Source organism: Buttiauxella cochleicola (genome assembly GCF_021282435.1).
In the GTDB taxonomy this organism is placed as follows: Bacteria; Pseudomonadota; Gammaproteobacteria; order Enterobacterales; family Enterobacteriaceae; genus Buttiauxella; species Buttiauxella massiliensis.
This window is the reverse complement of record NZ_JAJSOT010000005.1, coordinates 15737-38682: the sequence shown is the minus strand read 5'-3', so window position 1 is coordinate 38682 and position 22946 is coordinate 15737. Positions and strand designations below refer to the sequence as shown.

Below are 22946 nucleotides of genomic sequence, written 5' to 3'. Positions count from 1 at the left end.
ATGGCCAAGGCACAATCAAACAAAACCACGACAGGTGTTAAGCATCCGACGCTGGGTTTCGGTGTGCCTGCTAGCAGTGATCCTCACCACTTTAAAGTGATCATTCCAAAGTCAAGTACCGGTAAAGTGCAAATTAGTGAGTATCTGGGTTTGCAGGCGCAAAGCGAAGAATTTTCTGTAGTTGATCGTGTGCAGTTAGACCGCACTCGTTGGACAGCGATACGCGCTGAAGTCCAACGTGCGTTTAATGCTCGCTTGAAAAGCTATGGCTTAGAAACCAGCTCTTGGCAAGTAGGGGAGAACATGCTTGACCGTTTGTTAGGTAAGGAGATTTGTGTACTCGCTTGGGCAATAGAGGGGATGGAAATTGACAATATCCCCGTTGCAGTTCGCAATTGGTTAGCGCTTAGCCCAGAAGAACGTTGGTGGTTATTTGGCATGACAGCCAAAAGTACTGGGGGGGTTGAAGATCGTGATGTTGGGTGGCGTATTGCCTTGCGTCACGCACTTGGTGATATCGTACAAACAGAGCAAATACAATTCACTCAAGACAGCAGTGTCTCTTATAGTCGGCATGCACCAGAATCACACGAAATAAAGGAACCATCAGTAAGTTATGGCGACTTGAAATCATCTGATAATACCTGCTTGTTGTCTAACGATACCGGTGGTAACGATTCGTTATCTCTTGATGCATCGAATGCACAATTATCTATTGAACCTGCTCTAGGCAACTCAAATGCAGAGGAGTTCTTATTCTTGTTTGAATCCAAACTTGCCAAGGCTATCGGGCAACCGGTTGGCGAAATGAGTAGTCCTGAGTTTTTGGTCAAAAAGGGATCAACAGCAAATATTGTTCTAGCGAAATCATTACGTCCAGCTATTCGAGAATTAAGGCAGAAGTTGCTAGATGAAGGTGTTCTCGTGAATCAAGGAGAAGTTTATTCCTTTATACATGAATATCAATTTAAAAGTCCCAGCGCGGCTGCTTGTGTGGTAGCTGGTAATCCACGTAGCGGTATGGATGCTTGGCGGGATCTTCAAGGCCGCAGCCTTAAAGAGCTAGGGTATGGAAAAAAGATCTAGCTAAAGATTTGGATTCGGGCGGTAAAAGGCCAATTAGTCTAAAAATGTACTTTATAGATTACAGACTGTGCTAGGAAAATTTTCTTTGCTCGGTCTGTTTGGAGATGAAGGTAGAATGGCAAAATTAACTCCATTTGCGCTTAAGGATGCGCCATCGCTTATAGAAGCGGTATATCCTGTACAAAAAGTTTCTTTTGAAGCTCAGCAAGAAAGAACATCAGTACAAAGTCAAACTTTGACCGGCCTCGGATCCTACTGGAAAGGCCGAAAACCCCTTATCTTAGTAAGAAGCATCATTTTGGGATCTTTGCTTCCTCAAACTAATAATAAGGAAAAAGATCTCGAGTTATTTGAAATGTTGCTAGGTTTTGATTCATTGAGTTTAGCAAAGAGAGCAATTACATTAGGTTCTATCAAGCCAGTAGATATTATTTCGGCTATCAGTTTACATAATCCGTGGGATTATTTTTCCCACAATTTAAAAAATGATGATGAACACTTTCGAGAGGTTAATATCTTGCATGCACCTTTCGATAGTAATGAGTTAGGTTTGAAAATTAGATGGCGAAGGGATATTACAGATAATGAAAAAATACCACTATTTAAACAATATTTAGATCAGTTGGTGACATATGAAGAAAAATCTTTGTTATGCAGACGTCCGGAAGAATGTGACCAAACATGGTTGTATAGTCATGTTTGGTCGTGCGTGAATTCACATCTTTCTCCATTTTCCGTAAATGCTAACAGTATTAATTGTCTGGTAGAACAACTAGGTATTCTTAGGTTTGGACACAAGCCAAAGGTTGGAGATGTATTCTCTGGCGGAGGTTCTATACCTTTTGAAGCAGCAAGAATTGGTTGCGATGCATTTGCTAGTGATCTGAACCCTATCGCATGTATGTTGACTTGGGGCACGACAAATATTATCGGAGCACCACTTAAAGAAAGAAAAAAAATAGAAATCGCACAACAAAAACTCGTTAATGCAGTGGATGAAGAGATAAAAAGCCTTGAAATTGAACATGATAGCGATGGTAATAGAGCCAAGGCATTTTTGTGCTGCCTTGAAGCGAAATGCCCAGAGACTGGATGGTTAGTGCCACTTATACCAAGTTTGGTTGTTTCAAAAAGCCGGAATGTAATTGCGGAACTACGCCCAGATTATAGTTCAAAACGGTTTGAAGTTGACATCGTTTCTGACGTTACATCTGATGAGCTTAAAAAGGCAGAAAAGGGAACCGTCCAGGATGGAAGCCTTGTATATGAGCTAGAAGGGAAAACCTATCGCACTCCAATTAAAACATTGAGAGGTGATTATAGGCATCAAGATGGAACAACCAAGAATCGTTTGCGCTCTTGGAGAAAAGACGATATCAAGCCGCAGCCTGATGATGTCTTTCAGGAAAGAATTTATGCTATCCAATGGATTACAAAAAGAAGCTTAGATCTAGGAAGGCAAGAGACTTATTTCTCTTCTGTTACTGAAAATGATCTTAGAAGAGAAATCAAAGTAGAAACAATAGTTCGCGAAAATTTGTCAGAGTGGCAAAAAAAAGGTTTCATTCCTGATATGGAAATTGAACCTGGTGCTAAAACTGACGAGCCTATACGAACAAGGGGATGGACCCATTGGCATCATATGTTCAGTCCAAGGCAATTGCTTGTTGCAGCTATTGCAAAAAAGAAAATTCTTGAGCAGGACGTTGATGTACAGCCAGTCCTAAATTTGTCTTTGGCCAAAATGATTGACTGGTCAAGCAAGCTTTGTCGATATGGCACTGGCGCAGCGAGGGAGTCAATCACACAAACTTTTTACAATCAAGCTTACAATACAAACTACTCATATGGTGTTCGTTCCTTTGTAACTGGAAAAAATTATTTATTTTTAACCAGCTCAAGCAGCGCCACTAATGGGCAGCTACAGATCCTAAATCAACAAGCGGCTGATGTCGTTACTAGCTGTGATTATTGGATTACCGATCCTCCCTACGCAGATGCAGTTAACTACCATGAAATAGCAGAGTTTTTTATCGCGTGGCTTCGCAAGAATCCTCCAAAGCCGTTTGATGAGTGGGCTTGGGACTCGCGTCGTGCCTTAGCCATAAAAGGCTCAGGTGATGATTTCCGCAAAGGAATGGTGAGTGCCTATAAGACGATGGCAGAAAATATGCCTGACAATGGTATGCAGTGTGTAATGTTTACCCATCAAGACACCGGCGTTTGGTCAGACATGATCGGTATTTTTTGGGCTTCTGGATTACAGGTAGTCGGCGCGTGGTATATCGCCACGGAAACCAGTACTGAACTGAAGAAAGGTGGTTACGTGCAAGGTACTGTCATCCTGATGTTGCGCAAACGTCTTGCTGGTGAAAATGCTGGATTTAAGCAACGACTTTTACCTGCAGTACGGGTGGAAGTAAAACGTCAGATCGAAAATATGTTGCACTTGAATGATGAAGTGAAAGATAAGCTGGGGGAACCAGTCTTTAATGACTCTGATCTTCAAATGGCCGGTTATGCTGCAGCACTAAAGGTATTGACGTCTTATACCCATATCGGTGGCGAAGATGTTACCAGCTTTGCACTACGTCCGCGTATTCGTGGAGAAGTGACAGTTGTGGACGAAATAGTCCAACAAGCTGCTGAAGCTGCAAACAGTTTATTGGTGCCAGAAGGTTTGTCTGCCGATACTTGGCAAAAAATAAACGGCATTCAGCGCTTTTATTTGCGCATGATGGATATTGAAACTACCGGTGCATCTAAACTCGACAACTACCAGAACTTTGCCAAAGCTTTCCGGGTTGAAGATTACGGTAGGGTAATGGGCAATATGACCGCTAGCAAGGCGCAGCTGAAGAGGATACCCGATTTTGTCTCGCGCGACCTAACGGATAGTACCGAGCTTGGAGCAAGCTGGTTGGGTCATTTGATCATCGGTTTACAGCAGATAATTAATGAAAAAGACCCTCAAATCATAATTGGTCAACTTCAGGGAGACTTGCCAGACTTCATCGAGGTACGGCCAACATTGCTCGATATTTTAGCCTTTATCGAAAATAAAGCTCCCGAGAAAGCAACTCGTGAGGCTGCTGAAGTGTTGGGGGCCCGCCTGAAGAATATGCGTGCATTTGGTCAATGATCAACGTGAACAGTATCGATGATGAATCAATGAAACGATTAGTTGGGTAATAACCTGGATGGAGATTCTACATCAATGAGCATTCGGCGATTTTCGTCACGCACACATAGACTCGACAATAGCTTCCTGCTCGAGCACCTCGAAGATGCTCGCAGCTACAAACGAATAGCTGGTTACTTTACGAGCTCACTCTTTGAGGTGGCCAACGAGCTACTTGATTCTATCCCGGATGTAAAAATTGTATGCAATGTGGATATCCATCCTTGTGACCTGAAAGTGGCTCAGCTTCGTGAGTCCAAGATGATAGGCCGCTGGAATGAGAGGGACATTGAAGCTGAAAGTTTACTCAACCGCGACCGTTATCGTCGACTTGACAGTTTTCTGGCCAAACATGGTCAAGTAATTCGAGTCGCTCCTGACAGTATTTGTGGATTTTTGCACGGTAAAGCAGGTGTTATTGAGCTTGCTGATGGGAGAAAAGTTGGCTTCATTGGCTCTATGAACGAAACCAGCAGTGGCTGGCAGCGGCATTATGAAATTCTCTGGGAAGATGAATCCCCGGAAGGTGTTGCGTGGATTGAGCAGGAGTTCAATTTTTTGTGGAACGCTGCTCGCCCGTTACCTGAAGCGGTTATTCGTGAGGTGAAGCGGCGTGGCTATCGCAGAGAGGTTTTATTTGAAGATATCGTTGAAGATGATGATGTAGCTCCTGCAGCGCTGATCGAGTCTCCACTTTATCGGCAGGGATTTTCCTTACAGCCTTGGCAGCAAGGGTTTGTCAGTGAGTGCATTCGGCATTACCACAACCATGGCATTGTACGCTTATTGATTGCTGATGAAGTTGGTCTTGGAAAAACCCTTTCGATGGCTACTGCTGCACTTTCATTGTGTTTACTTAGCGATCGCGATAATAAGAAGCGCAAGCCCGTTATTATTTTTGCCCCAGCCACGCTTTGTGAGCAATGGCAAGTGGAGATGATTGATAAGCTGGGCATTCCCTGTGCTAGGTGGCATACCCAAAAGAAAGCTTGGTTAGATCCTGAAGGGAGGATCATCTCGCCAACTGGGCAAGAGCATATTGCAAAGTGTCCGCTTCGCGTAGGAATTGTATCCACGGGTCTAATGATGCGTGACTCGTTAGAGAAGCAACATTTGTTGGGATTGCATTTTGGTGTGGCGATATTGGATGAAGCTCATAAAGCGCGTAGCAGACAAGGATTTGGCAAAGATGCTGGTTCGTATAATGAGCTACTCACTTTCATGCGTGAAATCGCTGCACGCTCAGATCATGTCATTTTGGGCACGGCTACCCCCATTCAAACCAACCCTGCAGATTTATGGGACTTGATTGGCATCTTACATCAAGGTAGCGGTAATTTTGTACTCGGCAATGACTTTGCCAAATGGCATCGCCCACAGGAAGTGTTACCTATATTATCGGGCGAGCAGAGTGTTACTGAACCCGGTTTTGCGTGGGAACTGCTTCGTTCACCATTGCCAGTCGTGGATTCAACTAATGAACAGAATGCACGCCGCTTATTCAGCTCTATTCGTCAGGATTTGGGCTTAATTTATCAAAATGACAAATGGGATATAAAGAATACGCTCTCTGATCTTTCAGAGGACTCAACAGAATATCTTGAAGATGAGCTGGACAGAGATATTGCTGGTGCCAGTTTTTTTCAGCGTGAAAACCCATTAATCCGTCACATCGTTTTGCGCAAACGTGTAACGCTTGAAGATGCCGGTCTTTTGCCCCGTATAGGTGTAGATGTTCATCCTGATCGGGAGTTGGCAAAGGAAGTTCACCAATTTAATTCTCTGTTCGAAGGGAAAGCCTTGAGAACAAGCGAGGACTTCCGACAAGCTTACGCAGAGGCACGACATTTTGGCAAAGCCCTTGCTCTGAATGGGAAAGGCAGTGGCTTCATGAAAAACCTTATGGAACAACGGATTTGCTCGAGTATTGCTGCTGGGTTAAATACGGCCCGAATGCTATTGGCTGGCCGGACTGTTAGCGAGGAAAGTGATGAACAGCTGATTGAGATTAAAGCCGAAAGTCCGGATGAAATTGAGGTTCTGGAAAGGATGATAACCAGACTTGAGCATATAAAAGAAGATCCGAAACTCAACGCTGTGATTCATTACCTTGATAAGGAAAAGTGGCTGAAATTTGGAGTCATTATTTTCAGCCAGTATTACGACACTGCTAAGTGGGTCGCCGACTCACTTGCTGAACGTTACCCTAATCAGGCTGTAGGTCTTTATGCTGGAGCAGGTCGCAGCCGCCTTTATCAAAAGGGTGAAAGTGTCAGTATTGAAAGGGAAACGCTTAAGCGTATGGTTGCTGAGCATCAACTTGAGATCATGGTTGCAACGGATGCCGCTTGTGAAGGCCTGAACCTTCAGACATTAGGTACGTTGATCAATATTGACTTGCCATGGAACCCGACACGTTTAGAGCAGCGTATTGGCCGCATCAAGCGCTTTGGTCAAGTTCGTGAAAAAGTCAGTATGCTTAATCTCGTCAACGAGCAAACCGTGGACGAAAAGGTTTATGAGAAACTGTCTGAACGAATGCAGGACCGTTACAATCTGTTCGGCTCTTTGCCTGACACCATCCGGGATGAATGGATAGAAGATATTGAAACTATGGGTGAGAAAATGGATGAGTATATTAACGCCCAGAAGCAGGCTAATGGATTTGATCTGCGCTATACAGAGACAATGTCTCCATCAGATAAAGATTGGCGTGATTGCTCCAACGTGCTCTCGCGTCGCGATTTCACAGAGTTAATGATGTCTGGGTGGGGGGAAAGTAAATGAGTTCTGAAAAAATGGTTACCTATGATCAGCTTATGGTCCCATTAATGAAGGCCTTAGTTAACTTAGGGGGATCTGGTAGTATCGATGAAATCTATGAGACTGTGGTCGATATAGAAAAGTTTGATGAAGAAACTTTGGCTATTTTACATAACCCGGAGAAAAGCAGTCAGACAGAGATCGGGTATCGCTTAGCTTGGGCGCGCACTTACTTAAAAAAGGCGGGTTATCTAGAGAATTCATCGCGTGGTGTATGGACCTTAACGGACAAAGCGAAACAAGTGTCGGGAATCGATAGTCGTGAGATCGTAAATTTTGTTCGTACATTAGACCGAAAAGCCAGCCAAGCTACAACGGATCCCAGTAAACCTGAATTGTCTGTTGATGATTCACCGGAGGAAGTGCTTGCCTGGCGCGAAAAGTTACATCATGTATTGATTGAAGAAATGAGTCCTGATGCGTTTGAAAGATTAACTCAAAGGCTTCTACGAGAATCTGGTTTTATTCACGTTGAAGTTACAGGCCGTACTGGTGATGGTGGCATAGATGGTAAAGGCATTGCCAGAATAAATGGTTTGATGAGTTTTCACATTGCTTTTCAGTGCAAAAAATATAAGGGATCGATTGGGGCTCCAGAGATACGAGATTTCCGGGGTGCAACTGTGGGCCGTGCAGATAGAGGAATGTTTATTACAACTGGGAGTTTCACAAAAGCTGCCATAGAAGAAGCAAACCGTGACGGTGTTGCCCCAATCGATTTAGTTGATGGCGATCAGTTAGCGGATAAGCTAAAGGAACTCAGTTTAGGTGTGAAAACAGAGCTTGTTGAGAAAGTGAGTATCGAACCCGATTGGTTTTTAAATCTTTAGTAGCGGCTAGTTATTTTTCCGTAGTAGGAACTTGAATGGATGTTTGGTTGTCATGATTTGTATTAGCTCAAACCTGAGCGGACAGTTTTCTCAGGCAGCATGCAATCAAATCTGACAGTCCGCTCCGAGCGAACAGCGGAAGTTCACTTTAAGGCTAACCTAATCTACATGCATAGGAACTCTAAGAGAATTATGCGTTTTTGTATAGCCTGCATCAGACCCATTAGCTGCTTTAATACTTTTTATAGCCATCAAGTGGTAAGCCTTTATCTCCAGAAATTTTAAGAATATTACAAATAATCTCAAAATATTGCGGCTGAATACCTTCAATTTCTTTAAATTCACCATGATCGTTTAACGAACGAATAGTTTTGAAATTATCCCACAATCTATTTTTGGTTATAATTTCGTTAACTTCGTGGTGTTTCGTGCAACCATGCTCTCGAAAAATTTTTACATACTCGTTGATTTCCTTAGTTTCATTCGAAGAAAGATGTTTGCCTCTAATAGCTGACTCAGAAATCTGTCCCTGCTTGGAATACTCTCGGTAGAGAAATACCATTTTACTGAATCTATCTGAACCACTGGATACTAGTAATTGCAAACTTTGCCACGAAAGTTGCGTTATATTTGTGATATGGATAGTACTTTTTCTACCTTTTTTATTAAATACTTGAACTACTTTATTTACACTAAAATTTGCGATTTCTCTGTAAAGACTTACGTCATAATCAATTTTCATAACAACCTCCAATTATACTCATCCTTGGAATTTAACACAAAGTTAAGGGGAGTCGAAGTTCTGTATATAACTGCACCAGTTAAGGTTGTCCCGAGAGCGAATTTGAACGGCCCAGAGGGAGTTCTTCGAAATCATCATATCTGCAATCTGTGGGGCGGTCGTGGTTTTCTCACCCAAAAAAGATCTGTCAGCACGTTATTGAATATAGGGCATTGGAGGTTATCAAAGCACATTAAGGGGTTGAACGCTGGAACCGCAGAAATTTACGTGACGCATAATTTCGCGTTTGGCTGACTGTGCGTTAGGCCGTCGTCAACCAGGCAGCGAAAAATAACCCATGGTAGCGTACAAAGATAATAGATAATGTGCAGGGGTTTGTTCCATATATCTTAATGGGAGATCTTATCTCCCATTTTTATTTTTTAGTCAATCATTACTCTGAAAGTTTCAAGAATACCCTCTGGATCTTTTTCCTCATCACCTTGCTGAATTATCATTCGGGCTAAACTTTTTACATCGGGATCATCTTTGATATATCTAACCTGATTATTATCAAAATATATATTTATGATCTTGAAAATTTGATCTTGTTTAAAATCTTTGAACTTCAGAAGTTTCGAAACAACATGATGAGTACTAGCAAAACTTGCTGATTCTTCTAATTCTTTGATAATCAAGTTAACTTCCATATCCGCTAAATTATTGGCTTGAGGAAAATGCTCCTTGATAAACTCAGATAATCTTGCATAGATATGTGGTTCAGACTTTTTCTTGGTTTTCCATTCATATTTCAAATATTCATTCATATCATCTTTTATGAATGAACTTTTATAGTCACCATCTTCTGTAATAAGATATATATCTTCACCTTCTGGTATAGCAGCAAGCAAACATTCCCAGTTTACTGCATCACCGTAAGACTTATTCTTTCCGGGTGGGTTTCCTAAGTCAAAACGACGCTTGCCTTTATCGATAGTTGCATCATCAGCATTTATTTTTATTGCCGCATCAAAAATCTTTTTGATAACCAAATCTGCTGCTAAGGTTTCATCTTTAAATTGCTGTTGTATATCTTCGAATATTTTATTTTTAAGTCTATTAGCATCACTTACAGTTTTAAGAAAGGTTTTCTGATCAACATGTTGCCTGAAAATATGTGGTAGAGATGGTTTATAGTCTTTCTCAATTTCTTTAATATTATCAGCAACGACTTTGGAACGGTTTCTCCAGAATTCATTTTTTAATAGCTCAGGTAACCAAATTTTTAGTTGCCCATAGTCATGCAGGGCAAATACTTTATTTAGTTCATCTAACTTATCCTGCCCCATACGATAAAAATCTAGATAAAGATTTGTATCAATAAACACATTCATCATTATCCCTTATGTATTTAGGTTTTCCCAATATTATCAAATGAGTAGGTGATTTTAAACACAATGAATCAAAATAATGTAGTTATATTCAGAGATTGAATACTTCCGTTCATGGCACTAACCTGCCACTCGAAAATCTCGGCGGCTTTGAGCGAGCATCGGAAGTCGAGCCAGATGGACTTATGCAACTCGGCTTTGCTTGCCTGATTGGTGTGCATGATGTGACTATCAGTGAATCTGAACGGTTGTTTCATGCCCACAGGGAAAACGACCTGAGAATCATCAGACTATTAACTAGGTCGGGTTGTAGAGGCTAAGGCCTGTATTGTAGATATCTCATTTAATTGTGCCATTAACATTTCGTTATGATAAAAAGAAATCATAGGCATCAACCAGGTAATAATAATGATGAGAATAGTCGAGATATTGCAGTACACCTTGAAGAGAGGGACAGGAAATGCTTTCCATAAAATAATGGTTGAGCAGAGTACGCCTCTTCATCGTGCATCGGGAATGGATATAGTTTCTTTTGGTAACTCTATACACGATGAAGATTCATATTACTTGATCCGTTCTTTCGACGATCCCGCGCATTTGAAATCTTCACAGGATGAATTTTACCGTAGCGATGCATGGATAAATGGCCCACGGACGGAAATCATTGATCGAATTGAAACAAGTGTGAAATCAGTCCTGATTCTCGGTGCTAAAGTTGTTGATAATCTGAGAATGTGATCGCTGTGGCTAACGCTAAACCCGATGGTAGAACAGCATTGTTTAAACACATTATTTCGTGTGCGGTCGAGCAATGATAACAGGAAGCACAATATGGAAATTATTTTGATGCATCATGGAAAGCCCACCTACACTGGTTCTCCAAAAGTGACTTCCCGTGAAATGGCTGACTGGATTGAACAATATAATATCTCCGATACAGGTAACGACACGCCTCCGGAATCAAGCAAATTATTGTCATCCTGTACGTTGCAGATTATAAGCAGTCCTTTACCCAGAGCGCTTTCTTCCCTGAGAGCATTAGGGTATGAACCTGGCTTAATTGATGAAGTATTCAGAGAAGTTGACCTGATCCCATGTTTCCGTTTATCACCTACATGCTGGGCCGTTTTATTTCGTGCAATATGGCTCTGTGGCATGTCCAGTAAGACCGAGTCATTGGGAAAGGCAAAAAAGCGTGCTTTTCAGGGGGCAGAAATACTTATAAATGTTGCTAACAAGTTCAAGGGAACTGTGCTGTTGATGGGGCATGGCGTCATGAATGAACTTATCGCAAGGGAACTCATCTCTTTGGGTTGGAAAAAACAGAGTCGTTCTGGGAAGGGAAACTGGAAGGCGTTTACAAACATCATTAAGTACATGCTCAATGAGTTTACCTACCGCATAGGTTTTATGTCCGCCTTGGCGTGTAGTTAATCCGCGTTCTTCGTTTCATGGCAACGTCCCCCTTTATTGAGGATAGCGTTGCATCGACCAGTTGAACTCATAGCACAGAGCGGACAGTCAGATTAGATCTGGCTCTGTGCCAGAATTGTGTCAGTTCAAATCTGAGTTAATACACATGATTACTAGATGTAGTCGCTGCTGTAAAATGAATATGGCAAGTAGAAGCCATATTCATTCAAATCTACTTAACCAAACTCAAATGTGGAGGGCGTTTACCAGAGGTTTGCTCAGATAAGCCTTCCCCATCAATGGAGCCCATAAAGAAGCTATTGCTGAAGGTAAGAGCACTTACTTCATCTGCAGGGAACCGCAATTGTTCGAGGATCGTACTACGCTTGATCCCACCTGAACGCAGTGCTGAAAATACCTTTTCTAATACAAGTGATCTCTCACGATCGTCCATGCCTTGTGGTTCGCTGGTCCGATACCCCCGCCGAGCTAACTCAATTGATAACTGTCGATAATGCCATTCGGTAGATAAACCCACATCGAATGTGCGACGGACCAAAGCTGCGAGTGATACTTTCCAATTTTTTTTCATTGAGATAAGTAGATCCAGCGATGGCATTCTTGGGACTGTCGCCAAAACACTACGTTCAGGCATCAAAAAAGATGATGCAAAGCGGTCGGCATCTAGCTCAGCTTGCCTTCCATTATTGCTCGAATGTTTGTGAAGAACTAAATGACCTAATTCATGAGCTGCATCGAAGCGGCTACGCTCCGGTGTTTTCATTGTGTTCAGAAGAACAAATGGTTTTTCGTCAATCCAAAATGAAAAAGCATCAACTTCAATGCAATTTTCAGCGAGCGAGAACACACGCACACCATTTGCTTCCAGAAGGTGAATTAAGTTAGAAATCGATAATTCACCGACTCCCCAGTGTTCTCTCACTGCTCGGGCGGCGCGATCAGGTTCCGAATAACCATCGAAGCTACAATCAGGAATATTGGGTGTCGGTAGTTTAAATTGTTCTTCAATCCAGATCGATAACTCTTGGGCAAGTTTGCCTGCACCAAGCGCGGAATCTCTCTTCTGCGCGCTTAGCTTAGTCATTGCTCGAAAACTAACAGATTCAGGAGAAAGAGAGGGAACGTCTCTGTCTAGGAAAAACTCAACAGGGTAACCAAGAACAGCAGATATTTTATCCATACTGTCACTGGCTATAGCGTCAAAGATACCTGCCTTCTCATAGTTCGAAATCGTTCTGCTGGTCAATTCAGCTGCTTCGGCTAAGGCTCTTTGTGTCAGACCTCTTCGTTCTCTTGCTATACGTAAACGCTCTGAATTAAACATGGTACATATTTAGCCTACTTTTAAAATGTCGAGGTTGATATCCGGCGTAAATCGTGGTGCATCATTACTCTGGATAATCGGCTCAGGTCCTTGAATATCAAGTATCAAACGTGTAGAAAAGCTATTAACAACATTTTTATCGTTGTACGAGATCGGTCGAGAAAGCTCTGCACGGATACCTACACGGTGAAAGTCATCGATTTCATAAAAATCGTAGAGTAAAAACCATAAGTCCATTCCGATTTTATTCGGTAGGAGAGGGATAACATCACCTTCGGGTAGATCAAGGTCCAACTTAAGTTGGTTATCGTCGAGCTTGAGATTTCCTTGTCCTGGGGTATTGTTGTGAATCAACCCCATCAATTCGCAAGTAAAGTCACCTTTCTTCAGGCGAGATTCGGGGTATCCATGAAGAAGCCCAGTTTGATCGCAGCCACGGCATAGGTAAATTGCAACATTATCGCTAACGGTTAATTCAACATTTCGAATAGATAGCCGTTTGTACCCTTTTGGCGCAAGAATCTCACGAGCACCGCTAACTCCCTCACCATAAAAATACTGCCCACGTGAAATTGCAGGGTGGTTTTGGGTCGTTGAGTAACGACCTGATAACCCTCGTTCGAGGATACGGCCAAGATCACTTTGGCTAAGATTCATAGGCTGCAGATAGGACTCAACGTCACCAGGGTCAGCTAGCACGACAGTTTTTGCGAGATTATGAGAGTACATTGGCAGTGCCTCTTATGGGTTTTCCGTTTTTTATACCTCACTTGAGGTGTGAAAACAAGAAAATTACTGGATGCAATGCCAGTGAAGGCGTATTGCTAACCTGACTATTAAAGTGTGTGAAAAGCAAAAAAATCGAGAAAGTAATAACCATAAAAAATAGTGAGAAAAGTGCCCTTTACCTATATCTGAGGCAGAATAGAATTAGTCAATTGCTGCGCCTCAGGAGTCTGCACCATTATGATTAGCCTTGTTTTTTCTTATTCCCAAGTAGATGAAGCACTACGCAATGAGCTTGAGAAACATCTTTCGCCCCTCAAGCGGATGGAGAAAATCACTACATGGCACGATCGTCGCATCGATCCTGGGCTGGAATTTGAACACCAGATTGATCATTATTTTTTCGAAGCCGATATTATTCTTTTGCTCATCAGTAGCGATTTCATTGCCTCCGATTACTGCTATCAGGTTGAAATGACCAACCCGATGGAACGTCACAAGCGGGGTGAGGCAGTGGTTATTCCTGTGATCTTACGAGAATGTGCTTGGCACCAGTTGCCGTTCGGCAGCATTATGGCGGCGACAATCGATGGTAAACCCATCACCAAATTTGCCAGCCACGATGAAGGTTATGTTCAGGTCTTCGATGCCGTCTCTCGTGCTATTGCCAGTATGGAAGCGAAAAAGCCAAAACAGAATGTGCATGTCCCTTCTCCCACTACGGGGAATGCGGTGTATCAGGCAACAGAGACAGTTTTTACTCCACGCTCTAGCAATCTTTCTCTACCAAAGACCTTTACCGACCTTGATAAAGATCGAGCCCGACGAGAAGGTTTTGAGTATGTCGCCCGTTATTTTGAGAACTCGTTGGATGAACTCAAGAAACACCATGCTGGGTTAGACGTCGATTTCCACCGAATTGATGCGAATTCCTTCACTTGCGCGGTGTATATTAACGGTAGCAAGGTTGGTCAATGTGGTATCTGGCGTGGCAATCAACACCATGGAATGGGAGATATCTGTTATAGCCAAGAAAACGTTGTCCGAAATAGCTATAACGAAAGTCTGACCCTTGTTGATAACGGCCAAACTCTAGGGTTTCGTGCTTTGATGGGAGGCTTTAGTAGTGGAGCCCCGCGGGAGGGGGTGTTGACCAACGAAGGGATGTCAGAACATCTGTGGGGAATGTTTTTCGGAGTAATTAAGCAGCGCGTGTCCAGGTGATTCAATATGTCATTGTAACGGCTCGGTACTATTGGAGTTTACCCACCAGTTTGATAAAGAAAAACACATCGCTGAAACTGTTGATACCCCTGAACAAACTGATGAGGGATATGTTCGCTTTGAAGCAAGTTTTCACGCCCGATTTATCCTCAACGCGATTGCGTTACAGTCCCAAAAAGTGACGCGTTTCCACTAGGGCATGCCTGTACAAAAACACCTTTATTTTTTTGTTTTGCTCCAGCTTCGCCAGCCGAATAATTCCCACGATGACGTTGATATAACTCATTGTTATGACATCGAAATAATTGCTCCGGTGAGTGATGGAGGCGGTGTTGTTGATATAGATATAATCCTCCGACACACAGAAACGGCCATTGCTCATCGCTGTCTAGTCGATATGATTTATCACTCCGGATTAACGTTGTTCTATGGTTGTTCCGATGTAGTTTGACGACCGAGTTTAGTTCTGCAAATATTGAATATAAGAACAACAATTGAACAACGAGGTCTGACGTGGAAAAACGCTTTGTCGCAACCCTAAGCCGGTCACAGGGCCGCAATGCATGGGCCGTGATCTTTCGCCATCCGGTTCGTATTGACCAAAGCACTAGAAAACCGGGCTTGCGAGTCCGTCAAGGGCTTGGGACACCAGATGAGGCCGAGGCTAGCGCTTTGAAAGATCAACTCAACCAATTACTTGCGGAAGATCGCTATTGGAGTCTGCAAGCTAAGGCCGACGCTGAAAAGCGGTTCCCTCTCCGGGTTGTGGAAATCTTCTACTACGGCATGGATCCTGAACAGAGTGACTTCGGCGCAATTCGTGAGTCAATTATTCCTCTACCAACAGCCGAAAACTCCGATTATCGGCGGGTGCTACTCCTTGGAACAACTGGCGCAGGTAAGACAACATTATTGCGACAGCTGATCGGTACAGATCCGGATACAGAACGTTTTCCCTCAACATCGACTGCAAAGACTACGGTGCATGAAACTGAGGTTGTTCTTGCGCCAGGTCCGTACCGGGCAGTTGTCACATTTTGCCCCATCGACGAAGTCCGTGAACACCTGAATGAATGTCTCTCGGAAGCTGTTTTATCAGCCTACCGTGGAGATAGTGACAACGTAATTCTACGCAAATTGCTGATGCACGTGAATCAGAGGTTCCGGTTTAACTATCTATTGGGTAACGGGCCACAGGTAGCGGTAACAGACGACGATGATGACGACGAAGACGAAAATATCACTGTTGAACCGGCTGATGAGTTTATCACTGACAATGCAATCAACATTGATGATACGAATGCATTGCTTAGTAGGAGTATAACCACTCTACGTGCCATCGCTGTTCGTTATGGAGATCAGCTTAAAACTGAACTTGGTGCAATTGACGAGAAGGATCAACGAGTCGTCGATGAACTATTTGAGGAAGAGCTTGAACGCCATTTACGTGAAGATAATGAGTTCCACAGTATTAGCGACGAGCTGATGGACGAGATCGAATTACGTTTCATTCTACTGACAGACGGTAAGATACGTCGCAACAAGCAGGGTTGGCCACAATCGTGGTCATGGGAGACGGACGACCGAGAGAGTTTCATTAAGACAATAACACGATTCTCAAGTAACCATTCACCACGTTTCGGACATTTGCTGACTCCCCTGGTTAACGGTATCCGTGTCGCAGGGGCATTCTTGCCAGCTTGGAACAATGGGCAACAGCCCAAGCTTGTACTACTTGATGGTGAAGGGCTAGGTCATACCCCCAAATCAGTGGCAACAATCTCGACATCATTGACCCGGCGTATAGAATCAACAGATGCCATAGTGCTTGTTGACAATGCGATCCAGCCGATGCAAGCAGCACCAGTTGCAGCAATGAAGGAGATGATCACGTCGGGTTGCGCCAGCAAACTTCTGCTTGTGTTCTCACATTTCGACGAGGTCAAGGGTGATAATTTGCCTAACGCAGCGGCTAAAGAGCAGCATATCCTAGCTTCCGCTGAAAATGTCTTAGCCTCAATCGGCGAGGAACTGGGTCGATTCGCGGAGAGAGCCCTTCGCAGCCGGTTAAAGGAAGCGTGTTTCTTCTTCGGTAGTATCGACGAACACTTAGATGGCAGTAAAAAGGCTCATAGGCGGACCATTGGTCAGATGAAGGCATTATTGTCCGCCATTGATGCCATTGTGGAAAAGCCTTCTCCTGTGCCCGAGAAACCCGTGTATGACCGCATGAATCTTGTTCTGGCGGTGAAGAACGCTGCTGAGAGCTTCCAGGATACATGGTGGCCTCGATTGGGCCTCACCTATAAGCCAGGTATTTGCAAAGAGCACTGGAAACGTATTTGGGCGTTAAGTCGGCGTCTTAGCACACCTGGACTCGGCGATGAATACGACAATCTTAAACCGGTTGCAGATCTCCGCAAACAACTCCAGGATCGACTTTACGTTCTGCTACAAAACCCAGTTAAATGGGAGCCATCAGAACCTACCAGCGATGAGCATAAGCAGCAGGTATTCGATAGCCTAGCAAACACACTATCCGCGAAAATTCTAGATCTTGCCAGCCGCCGCGTTCGGACCGAAAGAATGCCGGAATGGCAGTCTGCGTTCAGCCTGTCTGGGCCTGGTTCTAGCTACTCACGTGCTTCAATTATCGGTGAGAGAATATACAAGAGGGCAGCACCGATTCCTGACGAGACTCCATCGCCTGATCGGAACTCTTTCCTGCACGAAGTAGCGGTAGTATTGGAAAGTACCTGTGAACAGGTCGGAGCTAAACTTGCGTAGTATGTTAGCTCAGATTTTCTAGAAGACTTGTAATCAACATTGGGGAGTAGACGACTCCCCTTAACTTTTTTCATATAGAACCACTACGGTTTTAACAAACACCTAAGGGTCATTTAAGACGGCTTAAAGAGAGGGGCCAATGAGGGGGGATTTTACCCTATATACCAGACGCTTCTTTCTCTTACGGTTACATTAACTACCCGCGTATATATTCTCGTGGCAAACAGTATCCTTGGGGGATGTTCGGTGTAATGACTGCACGCCAACGTCAGATTCATCGTCGCTGTCCGTTTTTGACATGATGCTGATGTAATCCCGCTTTATCGTCTTCACGAAGCTTTCTGCTATACCATTGCTTGAATGTCAGACTGAATAGATTAAGGCAAGAACAACGAAGACTACAAACAGCGAAGATATAAGAATTAGGTTATTGGGCCACTCCGTGCATAAGCGACAGGTTTGGTTATTCGCAACGCAGCTTCCCGCAGAACTGAATAATGTTTTCCAAAAGCCACTGGTTTCGTCCTCTCAGCCCGGTATTCCGTCATCTCCACCAGCTTCCCGCCGGGCTCCACATCCCTCCATGCTGCCATCAGCAACGATATCATTGCCTGCATCTCCTCATCCGGTGAAACATCATGCCGGGGGGAATAGCACACCCCCAGATTGAACAGCATCATCATCCTGCATGCAGACACATGTTTCTCCTCCCAAAGCCAGCGCAGAAGCGTGGGCTGAGACAGCTTTCCTGATTTGGTCCGCACCTTTGCATATTCTCCGATACGACAATAGGTTTCAGCATGGAAGCGAAGTAGTTGAGCACGGTTTTGTTGCATATCTCCGCCTGGATGAGAATTTGCATGCTGAAGCGTAAAACCCAGAGCGGCCAGACGTGGATAATGATCCGTTGCCTGCTGCAGAGTTGTCCGGATAAGTACGACATCGGTATTGTCAGTACGTGTTCGGGGTGTGTTTTTTTCACCGTAATGAATCATCGGTTTCTCTTTCTTCGAAAATAGGGAATTAGGGCAACGGGAAAGATGATACGAATGGTTGGACAGAGAGCATTCCCGCTGCCTGTGTAAAATGATTACGGAGTCTGCAATGCTTCCAGGTTGGGGCAGGCAATATAATCACCTGGCGTCAACAAGGTGATGTCATGCAAGAAATACGCTGCCCTGTCACCTTGAGGATGCACGAGGGTCATCGGGCGGCTGCAGTGAAAGCAGTAGAGTTTCCACATCGAGGGAAACCGGAAATCTTTAGCATTGACCAGATTCCCGAATTCATCGATGGCGCTTTTGGCTGCTTTTTGTTTCATACCTATACCTCAAAAATATTACGGGGCAGCGGATTCAGGCGGTGTGAGCGCAAAGCTGGCCTTCCGGTGAGACGCTGTTGATGCATAGCTGAAGACGTTCACAGACCGATTTGAACCGCCGGATATCGGCAGGCTTCGTTCGATGGCAACGGATCGATGTCGCTTTGCTCAACTGGTCAATTGCCCTTGCACGCCAGTCACGCCGTTCAGCGTCATTGCAGCACCCGTGGAACCCACCCAGATATGCGTTTAACTGGGTTATACAGGAACGGTATTCCACCACTTTTACGTCGTGCGTATTTTCAATTTGTTTCATTCTCGCGTTATCCTTTTCGACAGGCATGAGAAATACTCGACAGCGTTTACCCTGCCGGGCATGGATAGAGTTGAAGAACATTTGATTCAAGCCGTTCGAGGACCTCAGGCTTCTAACGTGCAGGTCCAGTCATGGCAGCGGGGACATTGTTTATTGCCGTAATAGCGGTGTTTACATAACAGGCATCGCCAGTTGCGTATCTTCGTTTTGTGCTGAAGTGTTTGTTTGACCCATGCCGGAACTGGAGCACGGTAATCAAGAGGTTTGAGGGCATGATAAGGCTGCTGACCGCCTGCCGGGTTATGACGGTATTTGCAGGCTTTCGCTCTGGCGATAGCGTTCTCACCCGTCAGCACATGCCGGTAGTACAGAGTGTTATCTGATTCGACTTCCTGCACCATTTGTACACCGCAGAATTCGCACACCAGAGGCGCATGTCCGATGTAGTTTTCATCGACCAGTTCGCCATCCGGTAGCGCCACTGCGTAAGGGATTTTGATGAAGCTGAGTTGCATGGGGAAGTTCTCTGCTGAGGATTACGGGCTGTCCTGTTCAATTAAAACCGTCAGTACGGGCGAGACTTATTCACACGTTCCTGCATCCAGGCTTCCACCTCACTTTTACGCCAACGGGAACTGCGCCCCAGCTTGATGGGTTTGGGAAACTGGTTGTCGCCAATAAGTTTGTAAAACCACTTGTCGGTCATGTTCGTGTACGTGGTGATGAAATTCATATCGATTAACGGATCGTCTGCGTTCAGTAGCGATGTCGCAGGTACAGGACTGGTTTTGGTATTCATACGTTGATTCTCCCTCTGAATGATTAACGACAGGAGAAGACCGGCACGGTTGAGTGACATTGCTCGCCGGTACTCCTTCAGAGGATTACGTTCGTCTGTAATAAATTACCGTAGTCACTACCCTTAAGGCTGAGACTACTTCTGGCAACCCATTGAGCGTTCCTGTGGGCTGTAGACTTTGGTGTCTTCTTTGGCGAGATAGCTGAGACCAAACACAAGGTCATTCCAGGTTTCAACGAAGTCGGGCTGGCCCCGGTCAAGGATGTAAACACCATTAGTCGGGAAATGAATCAGCGACTGCTATTCATCGTATCCTTTCTAATCCAGCGTAATTCAGTCCGGTTGATAGTTTGAGAAGCCTAATCGCACCGTTCTCTTCCGGTAACCTACGACCTGGAACTGTCCGTCAGGATCCGGATACTCCACCAGCAGACACTGCTCAACAGTGAAATTACAGGCTTTGTATCCGTGAGAGGATGGCGTTACACATGATGCTCCCCCCTGTACAGGGGTAATATTTATACGCGACTTTTACGGCCATTCAGCAGCGAGGGTCTGGACTGACTGCATTCGAAAGAGTGTTTATCGTCACCATTGCGTTTGGTATAGCGCTTTGCCAGATAAAACATCCGTTGTTCCGCATCCGTACGCTGGAAAGGGTTGTTATTTTCAATCCACATGCACGGAAAATCAGATGGAAAACTGGCGAGACTGGCATGTGATTCTGTTGGTAATTTGAGTGCACTGCACCATGCTCTCTGGATCAAATTTGCCAGCGATCCCGGTCCTGAGTCAGGCAGGATGTAATGACCCAACTGATGAAATGTGTTTTTATTGAGCATCAGATCGACGTGGTAATGTTTATTACCATTACGGGGACCAAACTCTCGAGCCCAGATATAATGCAGCGTAGTCGAATGCACACGTTTACCCTCCGAACGCTTGAAATCAATGTAGGCGTTAATCTGGTATTTCAGGGCATCAATAAAACGCGAAATAGCTTCATCATCATCACGACCTGTGGCGTTTTGAGGAAATCTTAACGTGATAAAGAAACACGCCAACTGGGAATGGATACTGACTGCAGAGTTGACGGTTTGCAGAATGCGTGCGATGTATGGAGGATGGTGATAATAATTTACAGGCATGGCTGACTCCGGCTGGGGAAGGTTTATTCTGGTTGGTATTTCAATCAGAAATTCATGGGTAGATCTTGAGTGAAATTTGTTGATGTGGAATGACTAACGGGTTCTGACTTAGTGACTGTGATATTTATAAACAAGGAGGGCATCGTTGATAAAGAGTGTCATGAGCAAGGGGTGCTAATCATTAAAGTGTATTACTGGTTAACAGGCGTTAATAACCAACAGGTATCGAAAGCTAAAGTGTGTCATTACCGGTTAATAGGTATTGATAGTGATTGTAATCCATCATTAATTTAATATATTTATATCCGACATGAAGTGGATTTAAATTTCTGTCTGGTATGGATAATTCCTCTGGCGTTATTGCATCTGGTGGGGTAAAGCAGATTCTGGAGTTATATATCCCGTCATCTGCTACAGACTCGTTTTTGCAACCATTCCTCAATCTCGCTTCTAAGCCATCGCGAGCTGCGACCCAGCTTAATCGGCCCAGGTAAGTGGCCGAGCTGAATTTGTCGGTAGATCCACTTATCACTTACACCGCAAAAGGTGGTGATAAAAGTCATGTCTACAAGCTGGTCGTTCAGTACAGATGTTGATGCCGGGGTAATGGCCGATATCGGATGAGTTTTGTTTGTCATGGTGATGCTCCCGTAAGTTAGTGTGATGTCGGGAGAGGTGCCTGGTTGCTACTAGTGGGGTAACGGGCATCCTTCTCATACCACAGGTTTAAATGTAAAAAATTACCGTAATGCCATGACGTATGCCTTCAGGTCGAAAGGTTCAGAGCAGTTTTTCATCAATAAACTTGTCAGCATCGTCATAAAGCGTCATCTTCTGTAGCCAGCATTAAGTTACGCACTTCTCATGGTAATCAGTGATTTTTGACCACATGAAACAGGCATGTATTTTTTATTGATGACTATTTTTCGAAATGTTTTAAACATTTCAAATCTGAGGTGTAGATAAATCAATTGACATTTCTGTTAAGGTTTGAACCAAATTCAGTAGGGAGTTATCCCATCGAGGAGAAAGAACGATGACTGGAAAGAGCTTATTAGAGCAACGCAACGAGTATCGAAAATACGGGGAAGATCTTGAGTCAAAAAGGCGTAACACAACGTTCATTCCTGCAGATAAAAGCAGTCTGCTGGACTGGATAAATTCGGAACGTACCACATTCTGGTGTTGGTTGTTTATCAGGGGTGCGTCATGCTCATGTTTAGGCATTCAGATCGCAGATCTAGATGATAAGGATGTTCCCTACAGGTTCTTCGAGGTAAACAGTGATCCAGCTATTCATGAGGAGCGCCTGGTTGCTGTTAAAAAATATTTCGAGGTGATGGAAAAGAAACAAGGTTTGACTGAAGCATTTAAGATCATGCGTGAAATGCAGAATGAATGGTTTTTTATTGAGGATAAGATCAAAGATATGTCCTGGCTCCCCCGGAATGAACACACCACACAGTGGGCGTGGAAATATATCAGGGCTTTACCTGAATTTAAAAACAAAGGTTTATCATCCTGGTTTCAGCCACGAAGTATGAGTGAGCGTCATATGGCAATTATTGCTGTTTTTGATGAGCCATTTATTGTTGAGTACATACATCAGAAGGAAGCCATCAAATACAAAAATTATTTAATATCAAATTTCAAGGCTGCTTATAATAAAATAAAAAGCACCGCAAAAGATAAACTGAAAACGCAAATTAGCGTAAAAATAAGCAGGCATGCTAAAGCACGACTTGATAAAATGGTCAGTGAACGAGGGGCGACACAGCAATCGATCATAGAACAATTAATCTTGCATGGAAGCATTGACTAATATTCTCGAAGAA

20 protein-coding genes and 1 pseudogene are annotated in these 22946 nt (G+C 44.0%); 9 read left to right on the top strand and 12 right to left on the bottom strand.

The annotated features are described in order from the left end of the window. The 4 genes from LVQ77_RS12920 to LVQ77_RS12905 all read left to right on the top strand — a co-directional run bounded on the left by LVQ77_RS12920 (nucleotide 1) and on the right by LVQ77_RS12905 (nucleotide 7920). Nucleotides 1-1086, top strand: coding sequence for an anti-phage-associated DUF3780 domain-containing protein (locus tag LVQ77_RS12920; protein ID WP_232904626.1), 1086 nt, complete (start codon nucleotides 1-3; stop codon nucleotides 1084-1086). A 115-nt stretch (nucleotides 1087-1201) separates the two neighbouring features. Next, a complete protein-coding gene (locus LVQ77_RS12915; RefSeq protein ID WP_232904625.1) occupies nucleotides 1202-4228 on the top strand; it encodes an anti-phage-associated DUF1156 domain-containing protein in 3027 nt (1008 codons plus the stop codon). Nucleotides 4229-4303: 75 nt separating this feature from the next. Then, entirely contained in the window at nucleotides 4304-7054 is a 2751-nt protein-coding gene (locus LVQ77_RS12910) for a phospholipase D-like domain-containing anti-phage protein (RefSeq protein WP_232904624.1), read from the top strand. Further along, a complete protein-coding gene (locus tag LVQ77_RS12905) occupies nucleotides 7051-7920 on the top strand; it encodes a restriction endonuclease (protein WP_232904623.1) in 870 nt (289 codons plus the stop codon). Before LVQ77_RS12910 ends, LVQ77_RS12905 begins: the two co-directional genes overlap by 4 nt. Nucleotides 7921-8152: 232 nt before the next feature. Here the strand turns inward: LVQ77_RS12905 and LVQ77_RS12900 are convergent, their stop codons facing one another. Together LVQ77_RS12900 and LVQ77_RS12895 are read right to left on the bottom strand one after the other, a co-directional pair. After that, nucleotides 8153-8662 carry a hypothetical protein gene (locus tag LVQ77_RS12900; RefSeq protein WP_232904622.1) on the bottom strand — a complete coding sequence of 170 codons (510 nt, stop codon included), beginning with the start codon at nucleotides 8660-8662 and terminating at the stop codon, nucleotides 8153-8155. A gap of 422 nt (nucleotides 8663-9084) precedes the next feature. Further along, nucleotides 9085-10035, bottom strand: a complete 951-nt coding sequence (locus LVQ77_RS12895; RefSeq protein ID WP_232904621.1) for a PIN domain-containing protein — start codon at nucleotides 10033-10035, stop codon at nucleotides 9085-9087. Between the two features lie 408 nt (nucleotides 10036-10443). On the opposite strand from LVQ77_RS12895, the gene LVQ77_RS12890 reads away from it, so the two are divergent. Then, on the top strand, nucleotides 10444-10770 hold the full coding sequence (locus LVQ77_RS12890) for an NIPSNAP family protein (protein WP_232904764.1): 327 nt from the start codon (nucleotides 10444-10446) through the stop codon (nucleotides 10768-10770). Between the two features lie 93 nt (nucleotides 10771-10863). Next, entirely contained in the window at nucleotides 10864-11466 is a 603-nt protein-coding gene (locus LVQ77_RS12885; RefSeq protein WP_232904620.1) for a histidine phosphatase family protein, read from the top strand. 211 nt (nucleotides 11467-11677) lie between these two features. Here LVQ77_RS12885 and LVQ77_RS12880 read toward each other — a convergent pair whose 3' ends face one another. Both LVQ77_RS12880 and LVQ77_RS12875 read right to left on the bottom strand, forming a co-directional pair. Beyond that, nucleotides 11678-12790, bottom strand: a complete 1113-nt coding sequence (locus tag LVQ77_RS12880; protein ID WP_232904619.1) for a helix-turn-helix domain-containing protein — start codon at nucleotides 12788-12790, stop codon at nucleotides 11678-11680. A 9-nt stretch (nucleotides 12791-12799) separates the two neighbouring features. Next, nucleotides 12800-13519 (bottom strand): hypothetical protein, encoded by a 720-nt coding sequence (locus LVQ77_RS12875; protein ID WP_232904618.1) that lies wholly within the window; start codon nucleotides 13517-13519, stop codon nucleotides 12800-12802. A 237-nt stretch (nucleotides 13520-13756) separates the two neighbouring features. Between LVQ77_RS12875 and LVQ77_RS12870 the strand changes: the two genes are divergently transcribed. Further along, a complete protein-coding gene (locus LVQ77_RS12870; RefSeq protein WP_232904617.1) occupies nucleotides 13757-14740 on the top strand; it encodes a toll/interleukin-1 receptor domain-containing protein in 984 nt (327 codons plus the stop codon). A 513-nt stretch (nucleotides 14741-15253) separates the two neighbouring features. After that, nucleotides 15254-17527, top strand: coding sequence for a Rab family GTPase (locus tag LVQ77_RS12865; RefSeq protein WP_232904616.1), 2274 nt, complete (start codon nucleotides 15254-15256; stop codon nucleotides 17525-17527). 196 nt (nucleotides 17528-17723) lie between these two features. Here LVQ77_RS12865 and LVQ77_RS12860 read toward each other — a convergent pair. The 8 genes and pseudogenes from LVQ77_RS12860 to LVQ77_RS12830 all read right to left on the bottom strand — a co-directional run. Beyond that, a pseudogene (locus LVQ77_RS12860) lies at nucleotides 17724-17884 on the bottom strand (IS3 family transposase); the annotation flags it as partial. A gap of 65 nt (nucleotides 17885-17949) precedes the next feature. Beyond that, on the bottom strand, nucleotides 17950-18522 hold the full coding sequence (locus LVQ77_RS12855) for a UCP030791 family putative phage-derived protein (protein ID WP_232904615.1): 573 nt from the start codon (nucleotides 18520-18522) through the stop codon (nucleotides 17950-17952). 95 nt (nucleotides 18523-18617) lie between these two features. Then, complete coding sequence (locus tag LVQ77_RS12850) at nucleotides 18618-18848, bottom strand: hypothetical protein (protein ID WP_232904614.1); 231 nt, start codon at nucleotides 18846-18848, stop codon at nucleotides 18618-18620. Between the two features lie 420 nt (nucleotides 18849-19268). Further along, on the bottom strand, nucleotides 19269-19679 hold the full coding sequence (locus tag LVQ77_RS12845) for a zinc-ribbon domain-containing protein (protein ID WP_232904613.1): 411 nt from the start codon (nucleotides 19677-19679) through the stop codon (nucleotides 19269-19271). 50 nt (nucleotides 19680-19729) lie between these two features. After that, entirely contained in the window at nucleotides 19730-19963 is a 234-nt protein-coding gene (locus LVQ77_RS12840; protein WP_232904612.1) for a helix-turn-helix transcriptional regulator, read from the bottom strand. Nucleotides 19964-20098: 135 nt separating this feature from the next. After that, nucleotides 20099-20254, bottom strand: a complete 156-nt coding sequence (locus LVQ77_RS22365) for a YagK/YfjJ domain-containing protein (protein WP_370645044.1) — start codon at nucleotides 20252-20254, stop codon at nucleotides 20099-20101. 227 nt (nucleotides 20255-20481) lie between these two features. Beyond that, complete coding sequence (locus LVQ77_RS12835) at nucleotides 20482-21111, bottom strand: YagK/YfjJ domain-containing protein (protein WP_232904611.1); 630 nt, start codon at nucleotides 21109-21111, stop codon at nucleotides 20482-20484. A gap of 404 nt (nucleotides 21112-21515) precedes the next feature. Further along, complete coding sequence (locus LVQ77_RS12830) at nucleotides 21516-21674, bottom strand: helix-turn-helix transcriptional regulator (protein WP_370645043.1); 159 nt, start codon at nucleotides 21672-21674, stop codon at nucleotides 21516-21518. Between the two features lie 473 nt (nucleotides 21675-22147). On the opposite strand from LVQ77_RS12830, the gene LVQ77_RS12825 reads away from it, so the two are divergent. Then, complete coding sequence (locus LVQ77_RS12825; RefSeq protein WP_232904609.1) at nucleotides 22148-22933, top strand: hypothetical protein; 786 nt, start codon at nucleotides 22148-22150, stop codon at nucleotides 22931-22933. Nucleotides 22934-22946: the final 13 nt, after the last annotated feature.